We start from the raw sequence: 22,315 nt of genomic DNA, 5'->3' as shown, positions 1-22,315 counted from the left end.
AACTATTTTATAAAACTATTGAAGTGCTTTTTCTTTTGCAATTTCATTTTTTACCCAATCCAGCTGCGGATCTTTTTTATCAATAATATCCTGCATACTTTCAGTGATGGTAATATCGGGAGCCACTCCTTTTTTAGTATTCAGAAAATCAATGTTTGGCTGTACCAGCAGTAAGCCGATAGGAAGATTGATCTTTGAATGAGGAAGTTTCTGGTAAGAATAAAACCCTGCTACCGTTCCGTCATTAGCGCCGCCGGTTTCTTCACCCACGAGAACAGCCCGCTTATCATATTTCAGTTTTGCTGTAATGATAGAAGATGCTGAAAAACTTCCGCCGTTGATCAGTACAAAAACTTTCCCCTGAAATGCATCCTTATTGGGTTTCGTAGGCTTGTCGGCTTTCATTTTGTAATATACCTTTCCGTCCTTTTTATAAGTACTGAAGGTCTGAGCAAAAACATAAGTCGGGTAGGCCAGACTCTTAAAAGCATATTGGAAAGGCGTGCTTTTTCTGAAATAATTTGTTTTTAACGGAGTGATTCTGGACGTAAGCTGTGATGGCTTTATCAGCACATACGGTTCCGGAGCCAGATAAGAATACAGGTTATTGATTTCATGCAAAGATCCTCCGTAATTGTTTCGGACATCTATAATAAGGTACTTGGATCCTGCATTTTTTATTTTTGCAAATGTTTCTTTGTAAAATTTCTCGGAATAATCCCTTGAAAAACTCTTTACTTTAATATAGGCAGTCGTGCTGTCTTTGTCCAGGAACTTAAAATTTCGATTATAAGAATTACTTGATGCTACATAATCATTAACCTTCTTTTCAGGCGTTCTTTTTTCCAGTTCCTTGTCTTTATCCAGATCATTTTTAGATTTGGATTCACGATGCAGGGTATAGGTGTGTTTTTCACCGTTATACAAAGTTTCTATAGAGGCGGTGTCTTTAAATCCGTTTTCTGCAGTATAAAAATTAAAAAAAACGTCCTTCAGGAAATAGGATTGAAAGGTAGTATTGTAACCGTCACTGCTAATCAGTTCGCGGTATTTTTTTACATAATCGGAAACAGGAACTTTATTAATCGAAAGGATTTCAGTTCCCGGTTTTATATTTTCAATCGAATCTTTATTCTGGATTATAAATAAATGATCATCTTTCACATAATATTCAAAACGGCTGAACATTCCTTTTTTATGTTCAAGGGATTTGATTTGTCTCTTAGTGAATTTTTTTCGGGGAATTCTCAGGGCAAGGTGTCCTTCACGAATATCAGCAATTACAGGCTGCAGCTTAAAATAAAACTGAAGCGGAGTTAAAGGCTCATCAATGGTTCCTTTAAGACTGTCAAATTTACGGTCAAGTTCAGGCTTGGAAATATACCAGTAAAGTTGAGGATGCATCTGCTGAAGCTTTAGGTAGGCGTAATCTACGTCTTCCTTAAGCTCGTCTGGACCAATACATGTAGCTCTTTGCTCATTGTGTCTTCTGATAGAGGTACATGAAGAGAGTGCCGCTGCCAGCAGTATTATCGAATAATTTTTCAATCTGTTTTGAATTTTTTTCAATCCGCTAAGTTAAAAAGTTTAAGATTATTACGATTCAAATAAGTAATAAATTATTCAGAAAGCTTTATAAATTAAGTTAAAAAACCACTGAATTTCCCATGTGAGATCAAAAGTCAATACCTTTGACACTTATTTCGATGCAGATGATATACCTGATTTTAACAGCCGTTCTTTTAGTGATCATTTATTTTTTTGTGATGAACCTGCCCGCTTTCGGAGCAGCACCCAAAGGCAAAAGACTGGAGCGGATAAAACAGTCAAAACTCTATAAAAACAGACAGTTCCGGAACATCAGTCATACACCTTCCATTACCGAAGGTTACAGCACGATGAAGGTTACCTATGATTTCATTTTAGGGAAAAAACATCCGCTGTTAAAGCCTTTGAAAAATATTCCGGCTATTCATACAGATTTGAGAAGCATCCGAAAAGATCAGGATATCTTTATATGGCTGGGACATTCATCCTATTATCTGCAAACGGATGGCGTTTCCTTTCTGGTAGATCCTGTGCTGAGCCTGTATGGTTCACCATTCAAATATTTTAACAAAGCATTTAAAGGTTCAGACTTGTTCAAACCGGAAGATATTCCGGATCTGGATTATCTGGTCATTACGCATGATCATTTTGACCATCTGGATTATCCGACTGTGAAATCAATTAAAAACAGAACAGGCAAAGCTATTGTACCACTCGGAGCGGGTGCTCACCTCGAAAGATGGGGCTATGCTGAAGAAAACCTGATCGAAGAGGAATGGGGTGCAGAAGTGCTTTTGAAAAATAATCTGAAAATTACTTTTACTCCGGCAAGACATTTCTCCGGACGGAAAATAAAACAGAACAACACGCTCTGGGCTTCCTATGTTCTGGAAACGCCAACGAAGAAATTTTTTTTGGGCGGCGACAGTGGCTACGATGCCCACTTCAAAACGATTGGTGAACAATTCGGACCTTTTGATTATGCCATTCTTGAAAACGGGCAGTATGACGAAGCATGGCGGTATATCCACGCGCTGCCTGAAGACGTAATCCAGGCAGCCGTTGATCTTAAAGCTCAGCATAGTATTCCTGTTCACTCTTCAAAATTTGCGCTGGCTCTTCACCCGTGGAATGAGCCGCTGCAGAAAGTAACAGGTTTAGGAAAAGAAAAAGGACTCAGCATCCTTACCCCAATGATAGGGGAAGTAGTGGATCTGAATCGTACTCACCATCAGTTCAGCAACTGGTGGGAAGACTGAGTCAGGCATGCCAGATATCTTTGTACCGGGCAGGATGATTTTCAAACTGCTGGCGGACAAAATCACATTCCGGATCTACCAGAAGATCTTTTTCTTCAGAGTAACGGACCAATTCGTCCAGAAGCATTTTGGCGTATCCATGGCCCTCACGTTCTTCAATAATTTTTGTGTAATAAACGATCAGCAGTCTTCCGTCAATTTTTATCGACATATATCCTGCCTTTTCTCCATCCAGTAACAGTTGCAGCTCATCCTGATAAGGAGATATCTCAAACTTTATATTTTCCATAATCATTAAAATTTGATTGTGTTAAACAAAGACTTACTTCATTGAATTAATAAAGCAATCTAATGGTCCCGCGGCATTACAAACCTTCCGGATGTATACTTCTCACTCTTAAAATTACAAATTAAAATAATACAAAACATGAGTTTTTGGGAAACTTAACGAAATTTTAGCAGAATGAACGAGTCAGAGAGTTCGAGAGTTATAGAGTTTTTGAGTATGATGATGTATGCAATTTTTATCTGATCATAAATCCTCATTACTTATTATTCGATATTTTTAATCTGCATTATAGATAAAAAACAATTATGTTTTTGCGCTTTTTAACAAAGATTGGGAAGATGTATTACAAACTTGGCATTTTAATTGACTATGCTAAAACAGTTAACCAAAAAAGGTACTAAAGATGAAAAAAATAATGATAGCATTAATGCTTGTTGGCACATTTGGCCTCAGCTATGCACAGTCAGATTATTACAACGATTACAGAAGAAGTATTACAGATGTCAACTGGCAATCCGTGGCAGCAGATCTTCTGCTTTCTGTGGCGCAGACCAACCAGCTGAATGCCTTAAATGACAGATACCGCGATTATGATTCCTGGAACAGGGCCTATGTAAGCCAGCCGGACCGATGGAGAGAAGACCGGTATTATGAAATTGAAAGAATACTCGGAAGGGAAAAATACACCAAATTCAAAAAGAATTATTACAAAGGCCAGAACCCTGTAGCCGTTTATAACCGTAACAAAAATAACTATAAGAAAAGTAAGGTTAAAAAGACCAAAGTATATAAGATGGAAAAGAAAAACGGGCACCATCACTAGACCAGGTATCAACGATATATTCAGTTTTGGATGGCCGGCAAAAATTGCCGGCCATCTTTTATTTTATCAATCATTAGGAACAGGAATGTTTTATTTGTTTGAATTTTATAACTTAGTGGTATGGAATCTAAAGAAACAATACAGGGATTTTATTTGAGGAATGCATCTGTGGAGAGACTGGAAGCTGTCAGGACTCCCGGGATAGGGCATTTTAATGTATTCACACGGGAAAGCTGCTCACTGTTAACTCCTTACAGTAGGAGGGATTATTACAAAATATCACTTATTATCGGAAAAGGGAAGCTTCATTATGCAGATAAATGGATTTATGTAGACCGTCCGGCACTTTTGTTCTCAAATCCTGTAGTTCCCTACTCATGGGAAGCGGATGATGAAGACCAGACAGGATGGTTTTGTCTCTTTACCGACCAGTTTCTCCAGAACGGAATGCGTTTGGGAAATCTTCAGGATTCTCAGCTGTTTAAAATTGGCGGAACTCCCATGTTCTTTGTGGATGAAGAGCAGCAGAAAACCATCTCGGACCTTTTTATCAAGATGATGAAGGAGATTGAATCCGAATATATGCACAAGTATGATATGCTCCGTGCATGCCTCCATCTGATGATTCATGAAACCATGAAAATGCATCCTGCTGAGAACTTTGAGCCCTATCAGAACGCATCTCAGCGCGTTGCTTCATTATTTATGGAGCTGTTGGAAAGGCAGTTTCCCATCGACAGCCCTGAAGCATTTCTGAAACTGAAGACTCCCAATGATTATGCACAGAGTCTTTCTATCCATGTAAATTCGTTGAACCGTTCCGTGAAAGAGATGACCGGAAAAACCACCAGTCAGCAGATCGCTTCTAGGATTGTTCAGGAAGCTACCGCACTGCTGAAACATACAGATTGGAACATCTCCGAAATAGCATACGGATTAGGATTTGAAGAGCCGGCTTATTTTACAAATTTCTTTAAAAAACAGACGGGAATGGCTCCTAACGCTGTCAGAACGGAGGTTGTTTGAATTTTATAATTCTTGGTTTGAATTCTATAGAGTGCCGGGCTTATTCTTGTTCTAATTTTGTCTTATCAATTTAAAATCACAACCCATTATGAAATTCAGAAAATTAGGAAACACAGGAGAGCAGTTATCTGCAGTAGGTTTAGGATGTATGGGAATGAGCTTTGCTTATGGCCCTGCAGATGAGCAGGAAAGCATCAGTACATTACACAAAGCTTTAGACTTAGGCGTAAATTTCTGGGATACGGCAGACATGTATGCCGCCGGAGAAAATGAAAAACTGATCTCAAAAGTTTTGGTTCCCAACCGTGACAAGATTTTTATTGCAACCAAATTCGGATTCAGATTTAAAGACGGAAAACCAAGCCATAGCGGAGCACCGGGAACTTATTTTGACGGTTCACCGGAGTGGATCAGACAGGCTGTTGATTTTAGCCTTCAGAGACTTAAAATAGATACCATTGACCTGTATTATGCCCACAGAGTAGATCCGAATATTCCGGTAGAAGAAACGGTTGGAGCTATGGCAGAATTGGTGAAAGAAGGAAAAGTAAAATACCTTGGATTATCAGAAGCTTCCGCAGAATCCATCAGAAAGGCGAATAAAATTCATCCGATTACAGCTTTACAGTCAGAATATTCTATCCTGACCAAAGATGTAGAAAATGATATATTGCCTACGATCAGAGAGCTTGGAATCACATTGGTACCATATTCTCCACTGGCTAGAGGCCTTTTCGCGAATATCAATGAAATACAGAATTTTGGTGATGAAGATTTCAGAAAAACCCTGCCACGTTATCAGGAAGAATACCTTGAGAACAATAGGAATCTGGCCAGAGAAATCAATGAATTTGCCGAATCTAAAGGAGTAAAAGGAACCCAGCTTGCCTTAGCATGGGTACTGAACCAGGGAGAAGATATCATTCCGATTCCGGGGACTAAGCGTATTAAATATCTGGAAGAAAATATTGCTGCGGTGAATATTGATCTTTCAAAATCGGATCTGGAAACGATTGATTCACTTCTTAAAAAATATCCTAACGTCGGTGAAAGATATACCGAAGGTTCTATGAAATTAGTCAATAACTAAAATATAATACTTCCGGATTGCTGATGACTGTTAGTAATCCGGAATATTAATAATCACCTATTCAATCATGAACAGAAGAGAACTTTTAAGAAACGGACTTCTGGCCGGAGCATTAAGCTTTGTGCCTTTTTCTGATGTCTTTGCCGGAGCACAGAAGGTTTTACCCCATTCGGAGGATGATCTTTCAGCATTTAAAAAGATTAAACTTGGAGAGCTGGATTTGTTTATTCTTACCGACGGATATATTCACGAAAAAAACGTTGATACATTTTCTCCTCGGGCGGATGTTCCTCAACTAAAAAAACTCCTCAGAGATCATTTCCGTCCCGATGATTATGTAGACATGGCGATGAATCTGCTGCTTGTTAAAACAAAAAACCGACTGATTTTACTGGATGCAGGAATGGGGATTTTTGCGGATGAAAGAACCGGTTTCCTCTTGAAAAGTCTTCAGAAAGCAGGATTTTCACCGAAAGATATTACCGATGTTTTTATTTCCCACGCTCATCCGGATCACATCGGTGGAGTAGTGGACAAGCAAAATAATCTCGTTTTCCCGAATGCGGATCTGTATATTTCAAAGATCGAGCATGATTTTTGGTTGCAGGCTTCTCTTAAAGATTTTAAAAACAGCTTTTTAAAGAACGAACCTGAATTTCTTAATCAGGTGATTCCACCACTTCAGAATATACTGAAAACAATTCGTCCAAAGCTGAAGTTTTATGACTTTAAAAAGCCTTTATTTGATCATTTCAATTTCCAGTTGGCACCGGGACACACGCCGGGACTTACCATCATGACGATTTCTTCCGGAAATGAAAAACTGATCTACATGGCAGATCTGATTCATTCTGATGTCATTCTTTTTCCACACCCTGAATGGGGATTTTCAGGAGATACCGATCTGGATATCGCTACGGACTCCCGTAAGAAACTTCTTCAGCAGCTGGCAGAAACAAAGACCAAAGCATTTGCCTATCATCTTCCATGGCCGGGGCTTGGCTTTACAAAGAAAAAAGATGCAGCCTATGAATGGATTCCGGAGAGTTTTATGAATTAACGTAAGTGGAATTAAAAGATTAAATGATTGAGGGATTAAGAAGTATAATTTCAATTTCTACAACACTATTTAAACAATAAATCCTCTCATTTCCGGGAGGATTTATTGATTGAAAAATTCCCCAACCAAAGCAACGTAAAGTAGAAAATGAATAAGGCGTACAATCACCTGATTGGGGGAACACAAATATTTTTTTCTATGATTTCTAAAATGATCAGCCATAGGGTTGAATGATGTACAAATTTTAGCATTTTTTGACTCATAAAAAAACAGATGATGTGTGAGATTCTGAATTTCTAACCTATCAATTGATCAGTTTATAGGCGGATTCCTGCTAAGCTTCTCCAAATATCAGTTCATGTGTATACAGTTTTCTGAACATGATGTACGTCACAGAAAGTACCGTAAAAGCGATGATAGCATCTATTGTTGCCGCAAAAGCAAGTACGGCCATTTTTGAAAAGAAAGCAAAGATGATATCAAAAAACATTCCTGCAAATACCCATTCTTTCAGCCTTAATAAACGGTTGGGAACAAGAAGTACCAGGATTCCCGATAATTTAAAAACACCAAGAATGTAGATGAAATGGGGCGGATAGCCAAGCTGTTGGGTAATGTCCCATACCACTGGATTTTTGGTAAGTTCAAAGAAACCGCTGGCACCGAACCATAATGACATGAAAATAATGCCTGACCAATAGATGATTTTTGTTGTTTTTGTTTTCATTGTTTTATTATTTTAAGTTTTTTTGAGTTTTCTAATACCTTGAAATATTTTTATTTTGATATGGCCTTGTGTCTTAGCGTTTCTCAACACGTATTTTATACTTGTTGAATAGTGATTTTGGTTTATCGCAAGGGCGCAATTTTTTTTCAAACTATATGTTGTAAGGCGCAAAGATTTTATCTTCGATAAGATTGATTGTATTATAATGATTGATTTTCTGGAATTATTCCTTGCTGAAAATTTTTAATTTTCTAGCGCCTTAAAATTTTCACATTTAGATAGAGCTTAGCGCCTTTGCGATTCTCCAACAATTGTTTATACTCTTTGGATGATGATTTCGAATGATCAAAAGGCAAAGGTTTTATGTGATTTGTACATTAATTTCCAACCTATTTTACTGGATAATAGCCCTGGATACTCCGGAAATAGTTCCGGTCTTCGGATTCTGAATAAATCCAATGATTTCCCAGTTATCCGGAGAGAAGTTCTCGGGAAGTGTAAGATTCACAGTTCCTTCCGGATGATCTTTCAGTGAGATCTGTTCTTGCTTATGCACAATCTGCCAGTGCTGCAGACGGTGTCCTTCATTTTCACCGCCATTCACCTGAGTGGATGATTTCTTTTCAACCAGATTGATCAGTAATTTACTTTGAGAATCAGCTTGAGTTGTTTTAAAACTAACGGTGATTGCTTTTTGTGAAACAGCTGCGGAAAGGTTTATAGAAGCATTTTTAGAATCAGGGATAGTCTTTTGAATCGCATTTTCTATGGCATTTCGGTCAGAACCTACAAACTCAGTTTTTCCATTGATAACCAATTGTGGTGTATAAGTTTGTGATTTGAGGAGTCGGCTGTATGCTTGTTGCCGTTGGGAATTTTCAGCACTGCTGAACCTGTCTTTCCATCCGAGACGGTTCCAGTAATCTACGTGATAAGAAAGGATGTAAACCTGTTGGTCTTTGTATTCTTTCTGGATCTGTCCCATCAGGTCATCTGCGGGAGGACAGCTTGAACAGCCTTCTGAAGTAAAAAGTTCCAAAACTGCAAAACCATTGTTGTCAGATGCAGTGTCTTTAGAGGTTGTTTTAATTTCGTCTTTCTGTATGAACGCAGAAGCAGCGAACATAAATGCGGTAAAAACGCTTACGGTTAAGAGGTTTTTAAGAATCATTTCTTTTAATTTTGATTCAAAAGTAGCTGCTCAGTAAGCGCGAAAGAATATAAAAAAGGGTCAGCCGGACAAATTGAAGGGCGAACCCGGAAAATAATCAGGTCTAAAATGTAAGAGGTTAACGGTCTTCCAGCCAGGTGAAGAAACCGTGCGTTTTCTCTTTGTTGATCAGGAGTTTTTCAGGAGTTTCAATAACAAGCTTAACCAGAATTTTACGCTGGAAATAATGCTCCATTTCCTTGATTGCCTTAAAACTGACCAGATACTGTCGGTTGATTCTGAAAAATTGTTTCCCGGAAACTTGTTCAGCAACCTGTCCAAGCGGTTGAGAAAGCTGGAACTGTTCCTTATCAAAGGTCACAAGATGTGTGATTTCATTATGGATATAAAAATAGGCAACACTTTCTGTGGGAATGGTCGTGTATTTTTGATTTTTAAAAACAAGAAAGGTGCTTTTTCCTGTAGGCTGGCTGATCTTCTGAAGCAGCGATTCAATATCGGGAAGATCATTCTTTTGGAAGAATTTCCTGAGTTCGTCAACTTTTTTCAGCGCTTCCGAAATATCATCACGGGAAAAAGGTTTCAGCACATAATCTACACCCTTGCTTTTGAATGCATCCAGCATATATTGGTCAAATGCGGTACAGAAAATGATAGGACAGGTGATATCTACCGCTTTAAAGATCTCGAATGAAAGACCGTCTGAGAGCTGGATATCCATAAAAATAAGATCCGGCTTGATGTCTTTTGATAAAGCTTCAACACTGGCTTCAATACTGTCATAAACGCCAAGAATTTTAGATTCCGGTTTTAAATCTAAAATAAGGTTCTGAAGGGACTTTGCCGCTCTAAATTCGTCTTCAATGATGATGATATTCATGGATTAAAGGTAGTTTTATTTGAAAAGTTTTTTCGTCTGAATGAATTTCGATATCCTGTTCCAGCAGGTGTCTGAAACGCATTTTAATATTATCCAGGCCAACGCCAAGGGAATCTTCTGTAGCTATTTTCCGCTGAATCGGGTTTTCAATAATGATTCTGTCCTCCGAACTGTAGATCCTGATGTGCAGCGGCTTGCTTTGCGATACAATATTGTGCTTGATGCAGTTTTCTACCAGAAGCTGCATGGTAAAAGGTGGAATAAGGGTTTTAAGATCTTCATTCTTAAGTTCGTTGGTGAATGTAATTCCTTCACCAAAACGTGCTTTCTGGAGAAAAAGATAAGCTTCAATGATGTTCATTTCTTCCCGAACTGAAATAAGGTCTAATTTCCTGCTTTCCAACGTGAATCTGTAAAAATCGGAAAGTTTGATAACAAAGTCCACCGTTTCCGAATCGTTGGTTTCTGCCATTGATTTTAAAGTATTCAGGCTGTTGAAGAGAAAATGGGGATTGACCTGTTGTTTTAATAATTCATATTGGGCACCCAGATTATCACTTTTTACTTTTTCCAGTTCCAGCTGTATCTGTTGTCCTGCATAATTATTCTGAAGCAGCGTTAAGAACATATAGCAGACCAAATTAATCAGGATTCCCCTGACTTCCACCATCAGCATCACCGGACCGAAATTGATATGTGATAAAATAAGCTGCTGGATCCAGGCTAAGCCAAACATAATGACCATTCCAAATGCTAAGACCGTTAATAATCTTGAATACGAAATATCCTGTCTCCGTCTCCCTGCACTACGGTTGAGAAGGTAAATATTAAGATACCACATAATCACGGAAAACGCTGACGTTATTGCTGAATTTACAGCCGCTTCTTTCCAGTTGAATTCATGGGAAGCTAACTGAGGAACGGAAGATAAAATACCCAGGAAAAGGGAACTTATCCAGATGATAGCCGATGAAATTTTTACTTTTTGCTGTTGCATGAGAACAGAGATTTTGAGAAGTGAAATTAGGGTTTTTTATTTTTAAAAAGAAGAGTAGGGTGAATAGTTATGGTGAATGGTGAACGGTGAATTCGCTTCGCTTGTGAATTTTTGCTGTGAAGATTGACAATTGACTTTGCGTCAGCAAAAATTGACCATTCACAAATTAACCATTCAAAAAAAACACTCCGAAGCCGGATATTCAGCTTCAGAGTGTTTTTTAAGGTCTTGTAACTGGTTTGTAAGTCATGATATACCGTATTCGTTCTTCTTTGTCGGGTTGAACATTTTCAGTTCCGGAAGTGTTTTGTATTTTATAGGAAACGTTTCCGTTATGATCAGCCTGAACGGTTTCAACACTCAATAATTCACCGGTAATGGTTCCTCCGATGTATTGCGGATTGTCATGATATTTCCAGGTGACTAATTTGATCACAGAACCTTTTTTTAGTTGATTATTTTCACCTGATAAAGAGACTAGAGCTTCCGGGTTTCCATACAGTGCGGATGAGGTTTCTTTTTTCGTATTTAATGAAGTGGAAATGAACTTTAAATCTCCCGGATCGAAAACAATACGTTTTAAATCTTTATCCGGCTCATCAATTTTACAGGCAGTAAACAAAGCACAGATAGACAGCGTGATGAATAGTATTTTTTTCATTATTTCTCAAGGTTTTTAATTAATCTTTCGGTATTTACTTTCATAGGAACATCAAATAAATAGCCTGTTTTTTCGGCTAGCTGGCGGTGACAGGCGATACAGGACTCTTTCGCGAATGAGGCTGTTTTTCCCGTTGGATGAAGGTCATTTCCAGAAAACTTTGCAAATCCCCAGCCTTCCGTATCTGTATATTTCTTAGCATCTTTGACCATAAACTGAGCATTGACAAATTCGCCGGCTCTCACTTCTCCGTCTGCGAAATTTTCCTGCTTCCAAACTGATTTTACAACAATGCTTCCGTCTGGCCACGGATGAAAATTTTCTGTTTCAATGGCTTTTATCGCAATATCATTTCCATAAATAACCCTGATGGAATGATCAAAAAGCGTACTCATACTGATCACCTTCCAGTTTTTAAACGCATCTGTATATTGTACTCCATTGGGAGAAACCGGGAATTTCGCCGGAGTTGAGTTATGATGGGTTTCAATGCTCTGATGCGGATCTTTTTCCTGTTTTGTGGAAGTAAGACCTGATAATGAAAGAGTATACTTTCTAATGGTTTCAATATCTTTTTTCGTGATTTTAGCCGACGGATGGAGCAGTGTATACTCATGCAGCGGCATTTTCCCGCTTTGCATCATATTTAAAATGGCATACATTTTTCCCTTATGCTCGCCTTCGGAGTAATTCCATTCCGAAAAATTCAAAACTTCTTTAGCTCTTTTTATATCCTTATTGACAGCCCAGGATACAGGGGCAATCTTGTCATACCAGCTCAGTTTCTGTTCATTGGAGTGACAATTAAAACAAGAGTTTTCCAGAATCGCAAGAACCTCACGGGGAGCCTCGATTTTTTTTGCAACAGGTTTTCCTTCCAAAGGCTTGTTGAAAAGCTGTAAAACGGTAAAGACGCCCACGACTGTCAGAAATATAATGGCTATGGGTTTTGCTGTTTTTTTTTTCTTTACTGAGTCCATATTATATCATTTTTTATGGGTCAAAAGTAGAAGCTTCGGTAAGGTTCTGAAATTTGAAATGAGGTGAACCGGACAAATTGAAAGATGAGGAAGGAATTTTTTTAGGTTAAAAATCAAGGAAGCCGGAATTGGTTTGAGTCTTCATTCATTTCCGGCCTTTGATTTTCATTCTTAACTACAAGATCATTCCTCCGTCCATGATAATTTCAGTGCCTGTGATAAAGCTTGAAACGACAGGGTCGGAAAGATAGGTTACAAGTTTGGCCACATCTTCAGCAGTGCCCATTTTCTTTAAAGGAATTTCGCTGATCAGATACTCATTGAGACCTTTTAAAGTATCTTCATCAAGGCCGGCTTTATTCATTATTTCAGTTTTTGTCGGACCCGGGCTTATCATATTGACTCTGATTTTCCTTGGAGCCAATTCTGCAGCTGCGGTTTTAGCAATGGAATTTAAGGCAGCTTTGCTTGCCTGATAGACTGAACTGTTCGGCTTATAGGTACCAGCGACAATTGATGATAAAACGACAACTGATGAACCCTCATTAAGAAGCGGGATCAATTTGCTCAACGTAAAATAAGCACCCCGGAAATTAATGTTCATTACCTCGTCAAAGTTTTCGGTACTCATTTTTTCAATGGAAGTGAGACTTCCTGTAATACCGGCATTGATAAACAGAATATCAATGGGCCCAAATTTCTTTTCAACTTCTTCTTTTAACAGATTAATATCGGTAAGATTCGACTGATCTGCCGTAAAAGGAATGGCGCCGAGCTCCTGAGCTGCCTTTTCAACAGCTTCTTTTCGTCTTCCTGTAATGATGACTTGCGCACCTTCTGCTATGAGTTCCTTTGCTGTTGCATATCCGATTCCGCTATTTCCACCGGTGATTAATGCCAATTTGTTATTGAATTTTTTCATTTCTTAAAATTTTTGACAAAGTTATTTCAATTTGGTATACTTTTGTAATCAGTATCACAGAGTATACCAGTATCGTCAATGATATCATTTAACTTTGCCAACATGGGAAGAGATCAGACCGAAGAATTACGTGCCCTGCAGGATACCCTTTATTTTATTGGAGGGAAGTGGCGAATTCCTGTAATTAATTCAATCTGTAACGGGAACAGACGTTTCCGTGAAATTGAAAGAAGCATTCCGGGAATCACTACCAGAATGCTTTCAAAAGAACTTAAAGACATGGAACTTAACAAACTGCTGAAAAGAAATGTGTACCCTGAAACACCTGTTTTAATTGAATATGAACCTACAGAATACTGCCGGACTTTTGGGAATATCATCGCTGAAATGATCAACTGGGGAAGAGCGCACAGGAGGGTGATTGTAGAGGGGTAGGTGTGAGGTGGCAGGTGATAGGTTGCAGGTGATAGGTTGCAGGTGATAGGGATTAGGGATTAGGGATTAGGGATTAGGGATTAGGGATTAGGGGGTGCCGCTATATATATTGATGTGAAGATTCTATAGGGACGGGCTTTAGCCCGTTTTGATCAGTAAAAAGAATCAATTGGCTTCAGCCAAAACCTAAATTCAACGGTTTACCTTAATCTTATCCTTATTGTCCTCAATATCTTAGAAAAAAAGTTAAAAATTCAATAGGGACGGGCTTTAGCCCGTTTTCATGAATGAAAAGAATCGATTGGCTTCAGCCAAAACATAAAGCTCGATGGTTTAATAATCTTAACCTTATTATCCATAATCTCAATCTTAAAACAAAAAAAGTTTAAAAATTCAATAGGGACGGGCTTTAGCCCGTTTTCATCAATGAAAAGAATCCATTGGCTTTAGCCAAAACTTAAAACTCAACGGAATCATAATCTTAACTTATCCTCAATCTCAACCTTAAAAACAAAAAAAGCCCCTTAAAAAAGGAGCTTTCATTTATATCAAAACTGGAAAATTAAATTCCGTCAATGATTTCATTTAAAACAGTACTAGGTCTCATCGCTGCATATGTTTTGTATGTATCCGTTTTGTAGTAACCGTCAATGTTTTGCGGCTTACCCTGAGCACTTATTAATTCTGCGTTGATTACTTCTTCGCTTTCCTTCATTGCTTCAGCAATTGGGGCAAAATGAGCTGCTAATTCAGCATCTGCAGTCTGGTTAGCCAAAGCTTCTGCCCAGTACATTGCTAAATAGAAGTGAGAACCTCTGTTGTCGATCTGGCCCACTTTTCTTGCAGGAGATTTATCGGTAGCTAAGAATTTTGCGTTAGCTTCATCCAAAGTATCAGCTAAAACCTGAGATTTAGTATTTCCCTGCGTCTGAGCCAAATGCTCTAAAGAAGCCTGAAGTGCTAAGAACTCACCCAGAGAATCCCATCTTAAATACCCTTCTTCCAGGAACTGCTCAACGTGTTTTGGAGCAGAACCTCCGGCACCTGTTTCGAATAAACCTCCTCCGTTCATCAATGGAACGATAGAAAGCATTTTTGCAGAAGTACCCAGTTCAAGGATAGGGAAAAGGTCTGTTAAGTAATCTCTTAATACGTTTCCTGAAACAGAGATGGTATCTTTTCCTTCTCTTGCTCTTTTCAGCGTTTCAGTCATTGCATCTTTTACATCAAGAATTCTGATGTCAAGACCGGTTGTATCGTGATCCTTAAGATATTTTTCTACTTTTTTGATGATTTCTCTGTCATGTGCTCTTCCTTTGTCTAACCAGAAGATTGCTGGTGTATCAGAAAGTCTTGATCTGTTTACAGCTAATTTCACCCAGTCCTGGATAGGAGCATCTTTAGTCTGACACATTCTGAAGATATCACCTGCTTCTACTTTTTGAGAAAGAAGGATGTTTCCTGCTTCGTCCTGAACTTCAATAGTTCCTTCAGATGATGCCTGGAATGTTTTGTCGTGAGAACCGTATTCTTCAGCTTTTTGAGCCATTAAACCTACGTTTGGAACAGAACCCATCGTAGTAGGATCCAGTTTTCCGTGAGCTTTCATATCATCAATTACGGATTGATAGAAACCTGCATAAGAACGGTCCGGAATGATACAAACCGTATCTTCCTCGTTTCCGTCTTTGTTCCACATTTTACCGCCACCTCTTACCAATGCAGCCATAGATGCATCAACGATGATGTCAGAAGGAACGTGGAAGTTGGTAATTCCTTTGTCAGAATTTACCATAGCCACTCTTGGTCCGTTAGCTAAAGCAGCTTCAATGTCAGCTTTGATATCAGCTTCCTGAGCGTTTCCTTTGATTTTTTCAAAAAGATCGGCAAGACCGTTATTTGGATTAACATCTAAAGACTTGAACGTCTCAGCGTATTTTACGAATACCTCTTTAAAGAAAGTTTCTACGATAGCCCCGAAAATAATAGGGTCTGAGATTTTCATCATCGTAGCTTTAAGGTGAGCGGAAAGAAGTACGTTTTTGTTTTTAGCCTCATCAATAGCCTGCTGAACGAATGCCTTCAATGAGTTTAAATTCATGACAGAAGAATCGATCACTTCTCCAGCCTGAAGACCTGCGAAATCTTTTAACAGCGTTTCAGCACCGTCATCTCCTTTGAATACAATTTTGAATTTAGCAGCGTTTTCTAAGGTTGTTGAAGTTTCAGTTCCGTAGAAATCTCCTTTTTCCATGTGAGCAACGTCTGTTTTGCTGTCAGAAGCCCAGTTACCCATTCTGTGAGGGTTAGCTTTTGCGTAGTTTTTAACCGCTTTTGGAGCACGTCTGTCAGAATTTCCTTCTCTCAACACAGGGTTTACAGCACTTCCTAAAACTTTAGCATATTTAGCTTTGATGGCTTTTTCTTCGTCATTTTTAGGCTCAGCAGGATAATTTGGAACTGCGAAACCTTTAGACTGTAATTCAGCGATAGCTTCATCCAACTGTGGAGCAGAAGCTGAAATATTCGGTAACTTGATAATGTTGGCATCAGGTTGAGTAGCCAATTGACCTAATTCAGCCAATGCATCACCGATCCTTTGCTCTTCTTTCAAAAATTCAGGAAAATTCGCTAAAATTCTTCCGGCTAAAGAAATATCCGGAACTGCGATCTCAATGTTTGCTGATTTTGTAAAAGCTTTCACAATCGGTAAAAATGAGTGTGTAGCCAGCATCGGAGCCTCATCCGTTAATGTGTAATAGATTTTTGATTTGTCTGACATTATACTGTTATTTATTATTTGACTTTTTAAGAATCACAAATTTACTAAATATGATTGTTTTATGAAGGTATTTTGCATAAAAAAAGAGGCCCGGGCCTCTTTAAATTTATAGGGGTGTGATTGTATAACTTCCGGTAGCATCAAAATTGATATTGAATTCGATTTTGAAACTTTTTGGTGTAGTGGTAAGGTTGGGCAGCGTAATCCATGATCCGCCGATGTCAAAGTTTCCATCATTCAGGTTATCTCCTAATGCTTCGCTGTTAGTAGCTCCTCCCGGCGAAAGACTAATTTTAAATCCTGTAAAGTTCGTAGAAGTAGCTCCTGTAATATTGAATGAAAATTTATTTGTTGCGGGAGTATAAGTGAACGGAGACTGTGTAGATCCATAAGTGTTGAGTAAAACATCCGGACTGAAATTGAACGTTTTTATAGGATTTCCGGGATTATTAGTGACTTCAATCTTATAAAACCCGTTGGAAGAAATATTAAAGGCAGTTCCATTGATGACCAGATTGCCCTGACTGTCAGAACCGTAATTTTGAGCGCTCGCGTTTGGAGCCGCAATGAACTTGATCTGTGAATTGGCAGGCAGATATTTGTAGCCTATTTTGGTGACATTGGTTCTCAAAAGATCTGCAGAAGCTGCATTAAAGTTATTATAAGTTCCATAAACATATAAATTGGCTGGCAGCTGTGAACTGGAACCCGAACTTGCCGGCAGATTCAATGTTCCGGAATCACTTACGTTTAAAGTATAATTGGTTCCGTTCGGAGAAACAAGCGTAATGCCTTGTCCAGCGCCTGTAACAACGGTTTTACTTACCTGTGCATAAGGAACACTCATCAGCTGATTAACCCCCACATTAGTGTAGTTTGAACCTCCCTGAGGATCCATTTCCACTTTGACGAATTTAGTATTTGTTCCCCAGTTGATTCCCGCAAACGTCCCTGTAGAAGATGTTCCCTGGCCGATATTAAGATTAACCAATCCTTTTGCGTTGGTTGTTTTCGTATGCGTTTCAGTATATAAAACAGGGCCTGTAGCTGTATTTTCAAGAATGCTTATTTTAAAAGAGACATTTCCGTTGGCAATAGGCGCACCCGAAGCATTGAAAGCAATCGTCTGGTAGCTGAAAGCCTGAGGCACCTGTGCACTTACAAGTGTTGCTAGAAATAATCCTATTGTAGCGTAAAGTTTTTTCATGTTAATGAGTTTTTAAGGGTTTTTGATAATTTTAACAGGTTTAAGATCAGGATTTTTAAAAGTGATCATATAAATCCCGGAATGAAGTCTACGAAGATCAAGTTTTCCACTGTCCAGTTTTGCTTTTAAAACAAGTCTTCCTGCGGTGTCATACACTTCAGCTTCTTCAATTTTTGAATTGGATTTAAGGGTGATGTGAACGAAATCAGCAGTAGGATTGGGATAGATCTTAACGTTGTCTTTTTCAAGTTCTTTAACGCCTAAAACCTGTAATACGGTTTGGTAGAACATTCCCAGTGTCCCTGAATTAGCCTGATCAGGATCTGCAGGAATGACATAAATTTCTCCTACAGAATGCGTAAAACCGGTATCAGAAACTGCCCCGGAATTGATGTTTCCGATCACAGACTGGGCGAAACCAAAGACCGGCACTCCAAAGAGCAGGAAAGTAATTTTTTTTCGCATAGTTATCATTTTTTTTGGATTGCGAATATAAATAAAAATTTGATTCAGAAAAATCACTGGATGCGGATAGGTTTTTTATTTTCATTTTAATTTTTGTTTGGGTTAAAATTGTGATGCTTGAAGTTGTGGGATATGAATTGCGGATTACGGGAACGGGTTTCGGGTTTGAGGTCTGAGAGTGAAAGGGAGTTGCTGGTTGATAGTTGCTGGTTCGAACCTCGCATCCCGCTACCATCTGAAATCTTAGTTCTGGCTCTTGATTCAAACTTCCAACTTACTTTAAGAATTATTTAACCTTTATTTATCCTCAGAAATTTTCTATTTTGAGTAAATTTGAAAAACTAAAAAAATAATTTTATGTCAAATATTACATTAAAAGGAAACGCAGTAAACACAATAGGGACTTTACCATCAGTAGGAACAACCATTAACGATTTTGCTTTGGTAGATTCAGGTTTAAATGTGAAAACACTTGAAAGCTTTGAAGGCAAGAAAAAAGTATTCAACATCTTCCCAAGTATTGACACGCCTACTTGTGCGTCTTCTGCAAGAAAATTTAATGAAGAAGCGTCAAGCCTTGATAATACAGTGGTGATCAATGTTTCTAAAGATTTACCTTTTGCACTGGGAAGATTCTGTGCTGCGGAAGGATTGAACAATGTAGAAACACTTTCAGATTTCAGAAGCAGCTTTGGTGATGATAACCAGTTGACTATCGCAGATTCTCCATTGAAAGGACTTTTAAGCCGTGCCGTTATCGTAACGGATGCTGATAATAAAGTAGTATACACAGAGCAGGTATCTGAAATTGCAGATGAGCCTAATTATGAGGCAGCTCTTTCTGCTTTAAAATAAGATCTGAAAATAAAATTTTTATAAAAGCCTTGTGGAAATTTTATTTCGCAGGGCTTTTTTTGGCATTAATAAATTCTAAACCTATTTTACAATGATAAAAAGAATTGTCGCCAATATAAAGACTGAAGATCTCTCCAAAGCAGATCTGTTTTATCATGAAATTCTGGGTCTTGATCTTCTGATGGATCATGGCTGGATCAAAACCTTCGGAAACCACGAAGAAGCCAGAGTTCAGTTGAGTTTTGCGATTCAGGGTGGAAATGATACAGAAGTTCCGTTACTTTCAATTGAAGTAGACAATGTAGATGAATTGTACGACAAAATAAAGCAGGCAGGCTTTGAAATTGCCTATGGAATCACCGATGAAGACTGGGGAGTACGAAGATTCTATGTAAAAGATCCATTTGGAAATTTGATTAATATCCTTTCCCATCAGTAATAATTAATTTTGCAACAAGCAACAAGCAACAAGCAACAAGCAACAAGCAACAAGCAACAAGCAACAAGCCATGAAAGCAGAAAAAATCATTCCGGTTCTCAGGATTTTTGATTACAAAAAAACGATAGAGTTTTACATAGACTGGCTCGGTTTTGAGATCGTCTGGGAACATCATTTTGAGGAAAACACGCCTGTTTATATGGAAGTAAAAAAAGGGAATATCATTCTCCATTTAAGCGAACATCATGGAGACGGGACACCCGGAAGCAGAGTCTTTATCTGGGGCGAAGGTGTTGCCGATTACCATAAAGAACTGATTGATAAAAAATACAAATACAACCGCCCCGGCCTTGAAAAAGCCTTTTACGGAGCCTTATCTTTTACGGTAGATGATCCTTTCGGAAACAAAATTATATTTAATGAAGAATTTGATGAAGAGAAACACAAAGGCCTTGAATTCTGTTCTATTCATTAATGGGTGCAATTAAAAATAACTTTAAAGCATTCAATTCAATAGGAACGGACTTTAGTCCGTTTTATAAAAAATCTGCATTGAGGCTTTAGCCAAAACCTATCTGCAACCAAAACAAATGATTCAAATCATCAAAAAATAACCCTTACTATACCTATCTTTACCCTTTAAAATACTATGAAACGTTCAGGAACCGCCGATCTGCCTTTACACTATGGAAAAGTACCGCCATGGCTGTATGAGCGTATGTCTGCACTCGGACTTTCCATCATTGAAGTGATTCTCATGGATTATGGCAAAGATGAGGTGTTAAGAAGACTCGCAGATCCTTTCTGGTTTCAGAGTTTTGGAGCGGTGATGGGAATGGACTGGCATTCTTCAGGGATTACCACTTCGGTCATGGGGGCTTTGAAACGTTCCATTAATCCCAATTCACAGTCGCTCGGGCTTTATATTTGTGGTGGAAAAGGAAAGTTTTCAAGAGAAACTCCTTCGGAACTGATTCAGATTGCGGATAAAACCGGACTGAACGGGCATGAACTGGTGAGAGCCAGCAAACTTTCCGCAAAAGTGGATAATACAGCCATTCAGGATGGATATCAACTCTATCTGCACAACTTTATACTGGCTGATACTGGCAGCTGGAGCGTGGTACAGCAGGGAATGCACGAATCGGATGGTACGGCAAGACGCTATCACTGGCATTCCGGTAACATTAAATCATTTATAGAAGAACCTCATACGGGAATCAATGGAGTTTCCAGAGGGAAAATCCTCAATCTTACCGATGCTGAAGCTTCGGAAAACAGGAAGGGAATTCTGGATATTTCCCATACCGATTCCATAGACGTCATGAAAGATTTTTCAAGGCTGATTCTTCCTGCGCATCACGATGTTCAGGCTTCTGATGTTGATTTGAAACGTCTCGGAGCTCTTTTATATTTAACCCGCGAGCAGCAGCCCCAGAATTTCGAAGACCTTCTGATGCTGGAAGGAGTAGGACCCAGAACGATGCAGTCGCTGGCATTGGTAAGTGAAGTGATTCACGGAGCTCCTTCAAGATTTGCTGATCCTGCGAGATTTTCATTTGCTCATGGCGGAAAAGACGGACATCCTTTCCCGGTTCCGACTAAAACGTATGATGAGAGCATCAGCATTCTCAGAAAAGGAATTGAAAAATCCAAACTCGGGAATTCCGACAAGCTGAATACTTTAAATAAGCTGCATCAGATCGTAGCCGCCACGGAAAAAGATTTTGTTCCCGATTTCGACATCCAGCAGGTGATAGAAGAAGAAAGACAGAATTCCTGGCGCTTCGGAGGGAAAACAGTTTTTGGAGACGCAGAACCTCCTAAAAAACCTAAACCAATCCAGCTTTCTTTATTCTGATAGGAAGGACAAGTTTTTCGCTGATTGTCATGATGATTAAAAATCTGTTTAATTATTTAGAAAGAATAAAAACAATTAGTAATAATACAGTTAAATGGGGCTTTTTCTATCTATTCCATTAATTTGTTTAATTTTTTTTATTTCGGATTCAATTAAAAATGATATTTTTAAAGCCTTAAAAAAGCACCAATTCAATGACCAGCAAAGCCTTAGAAATCTGTTATGATTTCCCATTCTTTTTTCAGGAAGAGCTTGAAGAAATTTTTCAGGCCCACGAAAAAGTATCATTCCAAAAAGGAGATATCATTCTTGAAGAAGGAAAAACAGCCAATGAATACTATATTCTTGAAAAAGGCCTCGCCCGTTCCTACGTTAACGACTTTAACGGAAATGAAGTCACCACACATTTTTTTGCAGATAATGAGATCATTATTGAGGTGCTGTCGCTTTTCCAGAGAATTCCATCCCAGGAAAATATTGCATGCATTACAGACTGCGAATGCTGGCGGTTTGATTACGAAACCTTTCAGGAACTTTTTCACAAAATACCAAATCTCAGAGAATGGGGAAGATCATGGATGTCGAAGGAACTTTTTGCCTATAAACAGCGTTCCGTGGAGATGTTCACGCTTTCCGCAACCAGACGTTATCTTAATCTTTTGGAACAGAAATCACAGGTGGTGCAGTTTGCTCCGCTTAAGCAGATCGCTTCGTATCTGGGCGTTACAGACACTTCTTTAAGCCGTATCCGTAAAGAAATTGTATCTCATCCAAAGAAAATTTAAATCTTGTCCTATGGCAAGTTGATTTTCATGAAGGCTTGGTAATTTTGGTTTAA

The 22,315-nt window shown here is 38.6% G+C and carries 23 protein-coding genes; 11 read left to right on the top strand and 12 right to left on the bottom strand.

From position 1 onward, the window contains the following. Window positions 1–15: 15 nt before the first annotated feature. A complete protein-coding gene (locus BM143_RS01895; RefSeq protein ID WP_228430665.1) occupies window positions 16–1,569 on the bottom strand; it encodes a S41 family peptidase in 1,554 nt (517 codons plus the stop codon). 143 nt (window positions 1,570–1,712) lie between these two features. On the opposite strand from BM143_RS01895, the gene BM143_RS01890 reads away from it, so the two are divergent. After that, a complete protein-coding gene (locus tag BM143_RS01890) occupies window positions 1,713–2,807 on the top strand; it encodes an MBL fold metallo-hydrolase (protein WP_090023863.1) in 1,095 nt (364 codons plus the stop codon). A gap of 1 nt (window position 2,808) precedes the next feature. Here the strand turns inward: BM143_RS01890 and BM143_RS01885 are convergent, their stop codons facing one another. Continuing rightward, on the bottom strand, window positions 2,809–3,096 hold the full coding sequence (locus BM143_RS01885) for a GNAT family N-acetyltransferase (RefSeq protein ID WP_034725627.1): 288 nt from the start codon (window positions 3,094–3,096) through the stop codon (window positions 2,809–2,811). A gap of 403 nt (window positions 3,097–3,499) precedes the next feature. On the opposite strand from BM143_RS01885, the gene BM143_RS01880 reads away from it, so the two are divergent. From BM143_RS01880 to BM143_RS01865, 4 genes are all read left to right on the top strand, one after another. After that, complete coding sequence (locus BM143_RS01880) at window positions 3,500–3,919, top strand: hypothetical protein (protein ID WP_090022372.1); 420 nt, start codon at window positions 3,500–3,502, stop codon at window positions 3,917–3,919. 120 nt (window positions 3,920–4,039) lie between these two features. Further along, window positions 4,040–4,945, top strand: a complete 906-nt coding sequence (locus BM143_RS01875) for a helix-turn-helix domain-containing protein (RefSeq protein WP_090022369.1) — start codon at window positions 4,040–4,042, stop codon at window positions 4,943–4,945. A gap of 88 nt (window positions 4,946–5,033) precedes the next feature. Continuing rightward, a complete protein-coding gene (locus BM143_RS01870; protein ID WP_090022366.1) occupies window positions 5,034–6,035 on the top strand; it encodes an aldo/keto reductase in 1,002 nt (333 codons plus the stop codon). Between the two features lie 67 nt (window positions 6,036–6,102). Further along, window positions 6,103–7,095, top strand: a complete 993-nt coding sequence (locus tag BM143_RS01865) for an MBL fold metallo-hydrolase (RefSeq protein WP_090022363.1) — start codon at window positions 6,103–6,105, stop codon at window positions 7,093–7,095. A gap of 334 nt (window positions 7,096–7,429) precedes the next feature. On the opposite strand, the gene BM143_RS01860 is transcribed toward BM143_RS01865, so the two are convergent. The 7 genes from BM143_RS01860 to BM143_RS01830 all read right to left on the bottom strand — a co-directional run bounded on the left by BM143_RS01860 (window position 7,430) and on the right by BM143_RS01830 (window position 13,433). Next, window positions 7,430–7,822, bottom strand: coding sequence for a DoxX family protein (locus BM143_RS01860; RefSeq protein WP_090022360.1), 393 nt, complete (start codon window positions 7,820–7,822; stop codon window positions 7,430–7,432). A gap of 394 nt (window positions 7,823–8,216) precedes the next feature. Beyond that, window positions 8,217–8,993: a DUF1223 domain-containing protein gene (locus BM143_RS01855; RefSeq protein WP_090022357.1), complete on the bottom strand. Its 777-nt coding sequence runs from the start codon at window positions 8,991–8,993 to the stop codon at window positions 8,217–8,219. A gap of 118 nt (window positions 8,994–9,111) precedes the next feature. Then, window positions 9,112–9,873 carry a LytR/AlgR family response regulator transcription factor gene (locus BM143_RS01850; protein WP_090022354.1) on the bottom strand — a complete coding sequence of 254 codons (762 nt, stop codon included), beginning with the start codon at window positions 9,871–9,873 and terminating at the stop codon, window positions 9,112–9,114. Then, a complete protein-coding gene (locus BM143_RS01845) occupies window positions 9,854–10,870 on the bottom strand; it encodes a sensor histidine kinase (RefSeq protein WP_090022351.1) in 1,017 nt (338 codons plus the stop codon). Before BM143_RS01845 ends, BM143_RS01850 begins: the two co-directional genes overlap by 20 nt. Window positions 10,871–11,090: 220 nt before the next feature. Continuing rightward, window positions 11,091–11,531 (bottom strand): hypothetical protein, encoded by a 441-nt coding sequence (locus tag BM143_RS01840; RefSeq protein ID WP_090022349.1) that lies wholly within the window; start codon window positions 11,529–11,531, stop codon window positions 11,091–11,093. Next, complete coding sequence (locus BM143_RS01835) at window positions 11,531–12,511, bottom strand: heme-binding domain-containing protein (protein WP_090022345.1); 981 nt, start codon at window positions 12,509–12,511, stop codon at window positions 11,531–11,533. The genes BM143_RS01840 and BM143_RS01835 overlap by 1 nt, the downstream gene beginning before the upstream one ends. 175 nt (window positions 12,512–12,686) lie before the next feature. Further along, entirely contained in the window at window positions 12,687–13,433 is a 747-nt protein-coding gene (locus BM143_RS01830) for an SDR family oxidoreductase (RefSeq protein WP_167375222.1), read from the bottom strand. A gap of 102 nt (window positions 13,434–13,535) precedes the next feature. Between BM143_RS01830 and BM143_RS01825 the strand changes: the two genes are divergently transcribed. After that, window positions 13,536–13,868 (top strand): winged helix-turn-helix transcriptional regulator, encoded by a 333-nt coding sequence (locus BM143_RS01825; RefSeq protein ID WP_090023862.1) that lies wholly within the window; start codon window positions 13,536–13,538, stop codon window positions 13,866–13,868. Window positions 13,869–14,430: 562 nt separating this feature from the next. Here the strand turns inward: BM143_RS01825 and BM143_RS01820 are convergent. From BM143_RS01820 to BM143_RS01810, 3 genes are all read right to left on the bottom strand, one after another. After that, entirely contained in the window at window positions 14,431–16,650 is a 2,220-nt protein-coding gene (locus BM143_RS01820; protein ID WP_090022342.1) for an NADP-dependent isocitrate dehydrogenase, read from the bottom strand. Window positions 16,651–16,756: 106 nt separating this feature from the next. Further along, window positions 16,757–17,857: a cadherin repeat domain-containing protein gene (locus BM143_RS01815; protein WP_090022339.1), complete on the bottom strand. Its 1,101-nt coding sequence runs from the start codon at window positions 17,855–17,857 to the stop codon at window positions 16,757–16,759. A gap of 12 nt (window positions 17,858–17,869) precedes the next feature. After that, a complete protein-coding gene (locus BM143_RS01810) occupies window positions 17,870–18,322 on the bottom strand; it encodes a T9SS type A sorting domain-containing protein (RefSeq protein WP_167375221.1) in 453 nt (150 codons plus the stop codon). 357 nt (window positions 18,323–18,679) lie between these two features. Here BM143_RS01810 and tpx point away from each other — a divergent pair, with 357 nt between their 5' ends. The 5 genes from tpx to BM143_RS01785 all read left to right on the top strand — a co-directional run bounded on the left by tpx (window position 18,680) and on the right by BM143_RS01785 (window position 22,262). Further along, complete coding sequence (gene tpx / locus BM143_RS01805; protein ID WP_090022334.1) at window positions 18,680–19,177, top strand: thiol peroxidase; 498 nt, start codon at window positions 18,680–18,682, stop codon at window positions 19,175–19,177. 91 nt (window positions 19,178–19,268) lie between these two features. Further along, window positions 19,269–19,616: a VOC family protein gene (locus BM143_RS01800; protein ID WP_090022331.1), complete on the top strand. Its 348-nt coding sequence runs from the start codon at window positions 19,269–19,271 to the stop codon at window positions 19,614–19,616. 70 nt (window positions 19,617–19,686) lie between these two features. Further along, the gene (locus BM143_RS01795; RefSeq protein WP_090022328.1) at window positions 19,687–20,091 is read left to right on the top strand and encodes a glyoxalase superfamily protein; all 405 of its coding nucleotides are present in this window, start codon (window positions 19,687–19,689) and stop codon (window positions 20,089–20,091) included. A gap of 174 nt (window positions 20,092–20,265) precedes the next feature. Continuing rightward, entirely contained in the window at window positions 20,266–21,477 is a 1,212-nt protein-coding gene (locus tag BM143_RS01790; RefSeq protein ID WP_090022326.1) for a DUF763 domain-containing protein, read from the top strand. A gap of 194 nt (window positions 21,478–21,671) precedes the next feature. After that, window positions 21,672–22,262 (top strand): Crp/Fnr family transcriptional regulator, encoded by a 591-nt coding sequence (locus BM143_RS01785; RefSeq protein WP_090022323.1) that lies wholly within the window; start codon window positions 21,672–21,674, stop codon window positions 22,260–22,262. Window positions 22,263–22,315 lie beyond the last annotated feature (53 nt).

The sequence above is a fragment of the Chryseobacterium oleae genome, from assembly GCF_900115055.1.
GTDB classification, from domain to species: Bacteria; Bacteroidota; Bacteroidia; order Flavobacteriales; family Weeksellaceae; genus Chryseobacterium; species Chryseobacterium oleae.
This window is presented reverse-complemented; position numbering and strand designations above follow the sequence as displayed.

Excerpts from the sequence above, each read along its gene's own strand:
- BM143_RS01890 (WP_090023863.1), top strand. The coding sequence starts at position 1,713 with ATGATATACCTGATTTTAACAGCCGTTCTTTTAGTGATCATTTATTTT.
- BM143_RS01885 (WP_034725627.1), bottom strand. The coding sequence starts at position 3,096 with ATGGAAAATATAAAGTTTGAGATATCTCCTTATCAGGATGAGCTGCAA.
- BM143_RS01880 (WP_090022372.1), top strand. The coding sequence starts at position 3,500 with ATGAAAAAAATAATGATAGCATTAATGCTTGTTGGCACATTTGGCCTC.
- BM143_RS01875 (WP_090022369.1), top strand. The coding sequence starts at position 4,040 with ATGGAATCTAAAGAAACAATACAGGGATTTTATTTGAGGAATGCATCT.
- BM143_RS01870 (WP_090022366.1), top strand. The coding sequence starts at position 5,034 with ATGAAATTCAGAAAATTAGGAAACACAGGAGAGCAGTTATCTGCAGTA.
- BM143_RS01865 (WP_090022363.1), top strand. The coding sequence starts at position 6,103 with ATGAACAGAAGAGAACTTTTAAGAAACGGACTTCTGGCCGGAGCATTA.
- BM143_RS01860 (WP_090022360.1), bottom strand. The coding sequence starts at position 7,822 with ATGAAAACAAAAACAACAAAAATCATCTATTGGTCAGGCATTATTTTC.
- BM143_RS01855 (WP_090022357.1), bottom strand. The coding sequence starts at position 8,993 with ATGATTCTTAAAAACCTCTTAACCGTAAGCGTTTTTACCGCATTTATG.
- BM143_RS01850 (WP_090022354.1), bottom strand. The coding sequence starts at position 9,873 with ATGAATATCATCATCATTGAAGACGAATTTAGAGCGGCAAAGTCCCTT.
- BM143_RS01845 (WP_090022351.1), bottom strand. The coding sequence starts at position 10,870 with ATGCAACAGCAAAAAGTAAAAATTTCATCGGCTATCATCTGGATAAGT.
- BM143_RS01840 (WP_090022349.1), bottom strand. The coding sequence starts at position 11,531 with ATGAAAAAAATACTATTCATCACGCTGTCTATCTGTGCTTTGTTTACT.
- BM143_RS01835 (WP_090022345.1), bottom strand. The coding sequence starts at position 12,511 with ATGGACTCAGTAAAGAAAAAAAAAACAGCAAAACCCATAGCCATTATA.
- BM143_RS01830 (WP_167375222.1), bottom strand. The coding sequence starts at position 13,433 with ATGAAAAAATTCAATAACAAATTGGCATTAATCACCGGTGGAAATAGC.
- BM143_RS01825 (WP_090023862.1), top strand. The coding sequence starts at position 13,536 with ATGGGAAGAGATCAGACCGAAGAATTACGTGCCCTGCAGGATACCCTT.
- BM143_RS01820 (WP_090022342.1), bottom strand. The coding sequence starts at position 16,650 with ATGTCAGACAAATCAAAAATCTATTACACATTAACGGATGAGGCTCCG.
- BM143_RS01815 (WP_090022339.1), bottom strand. The coding sequence starts at position 17,857 with ATGAAAAAACTTTACGCTACAATAGGATTATTTCTAGCAACACTTGTA.
- BM143_RS01810 (WP_167375221.1), bottom strand. The coding sequence starts at position 18,322 with ATGCGAAAAAAAATTACTTTCCTGCTCTTTGGAGTGCCGGTCTTTGGT.
- tpx (WP_090022334.1), top strand. The coding sequence starts at position 18,680 with ATGTCAAATATTACATTAAAAGGAAACGCAGTAAACACAATAGGGACT.
- BM143_RS01800 (WP_090022331.1), top strand. The coding sequence starts at position 19,269 with ATGATAAAAAGAATTGTCGCCAATATAAAGACTGAAGATCTCTCCAAA.
- BM143_RS01795 (WP_090022328.1), top strand. The coding sequence starts at position 19,687 with ATGAAAGCAGAAAAAATCATTCCGGTTCTCAGGATTTTTGATTACAAA.
- BM143_RS01790 (WP_090022326.1), top strand. The coding sequence starts at position 20,266 with ATGAAACGTTCAGGAACCGCCGATCTGCCTTTACACTATGGAAAAGTA.
- BM143_RS01785 (WP_090022323.1), top strand. The coding sequence starts at position 21,672 with ATGACCAGCAAAGCCTTAGAAATCTGTTATGATTTCCCATTCTTTTTT.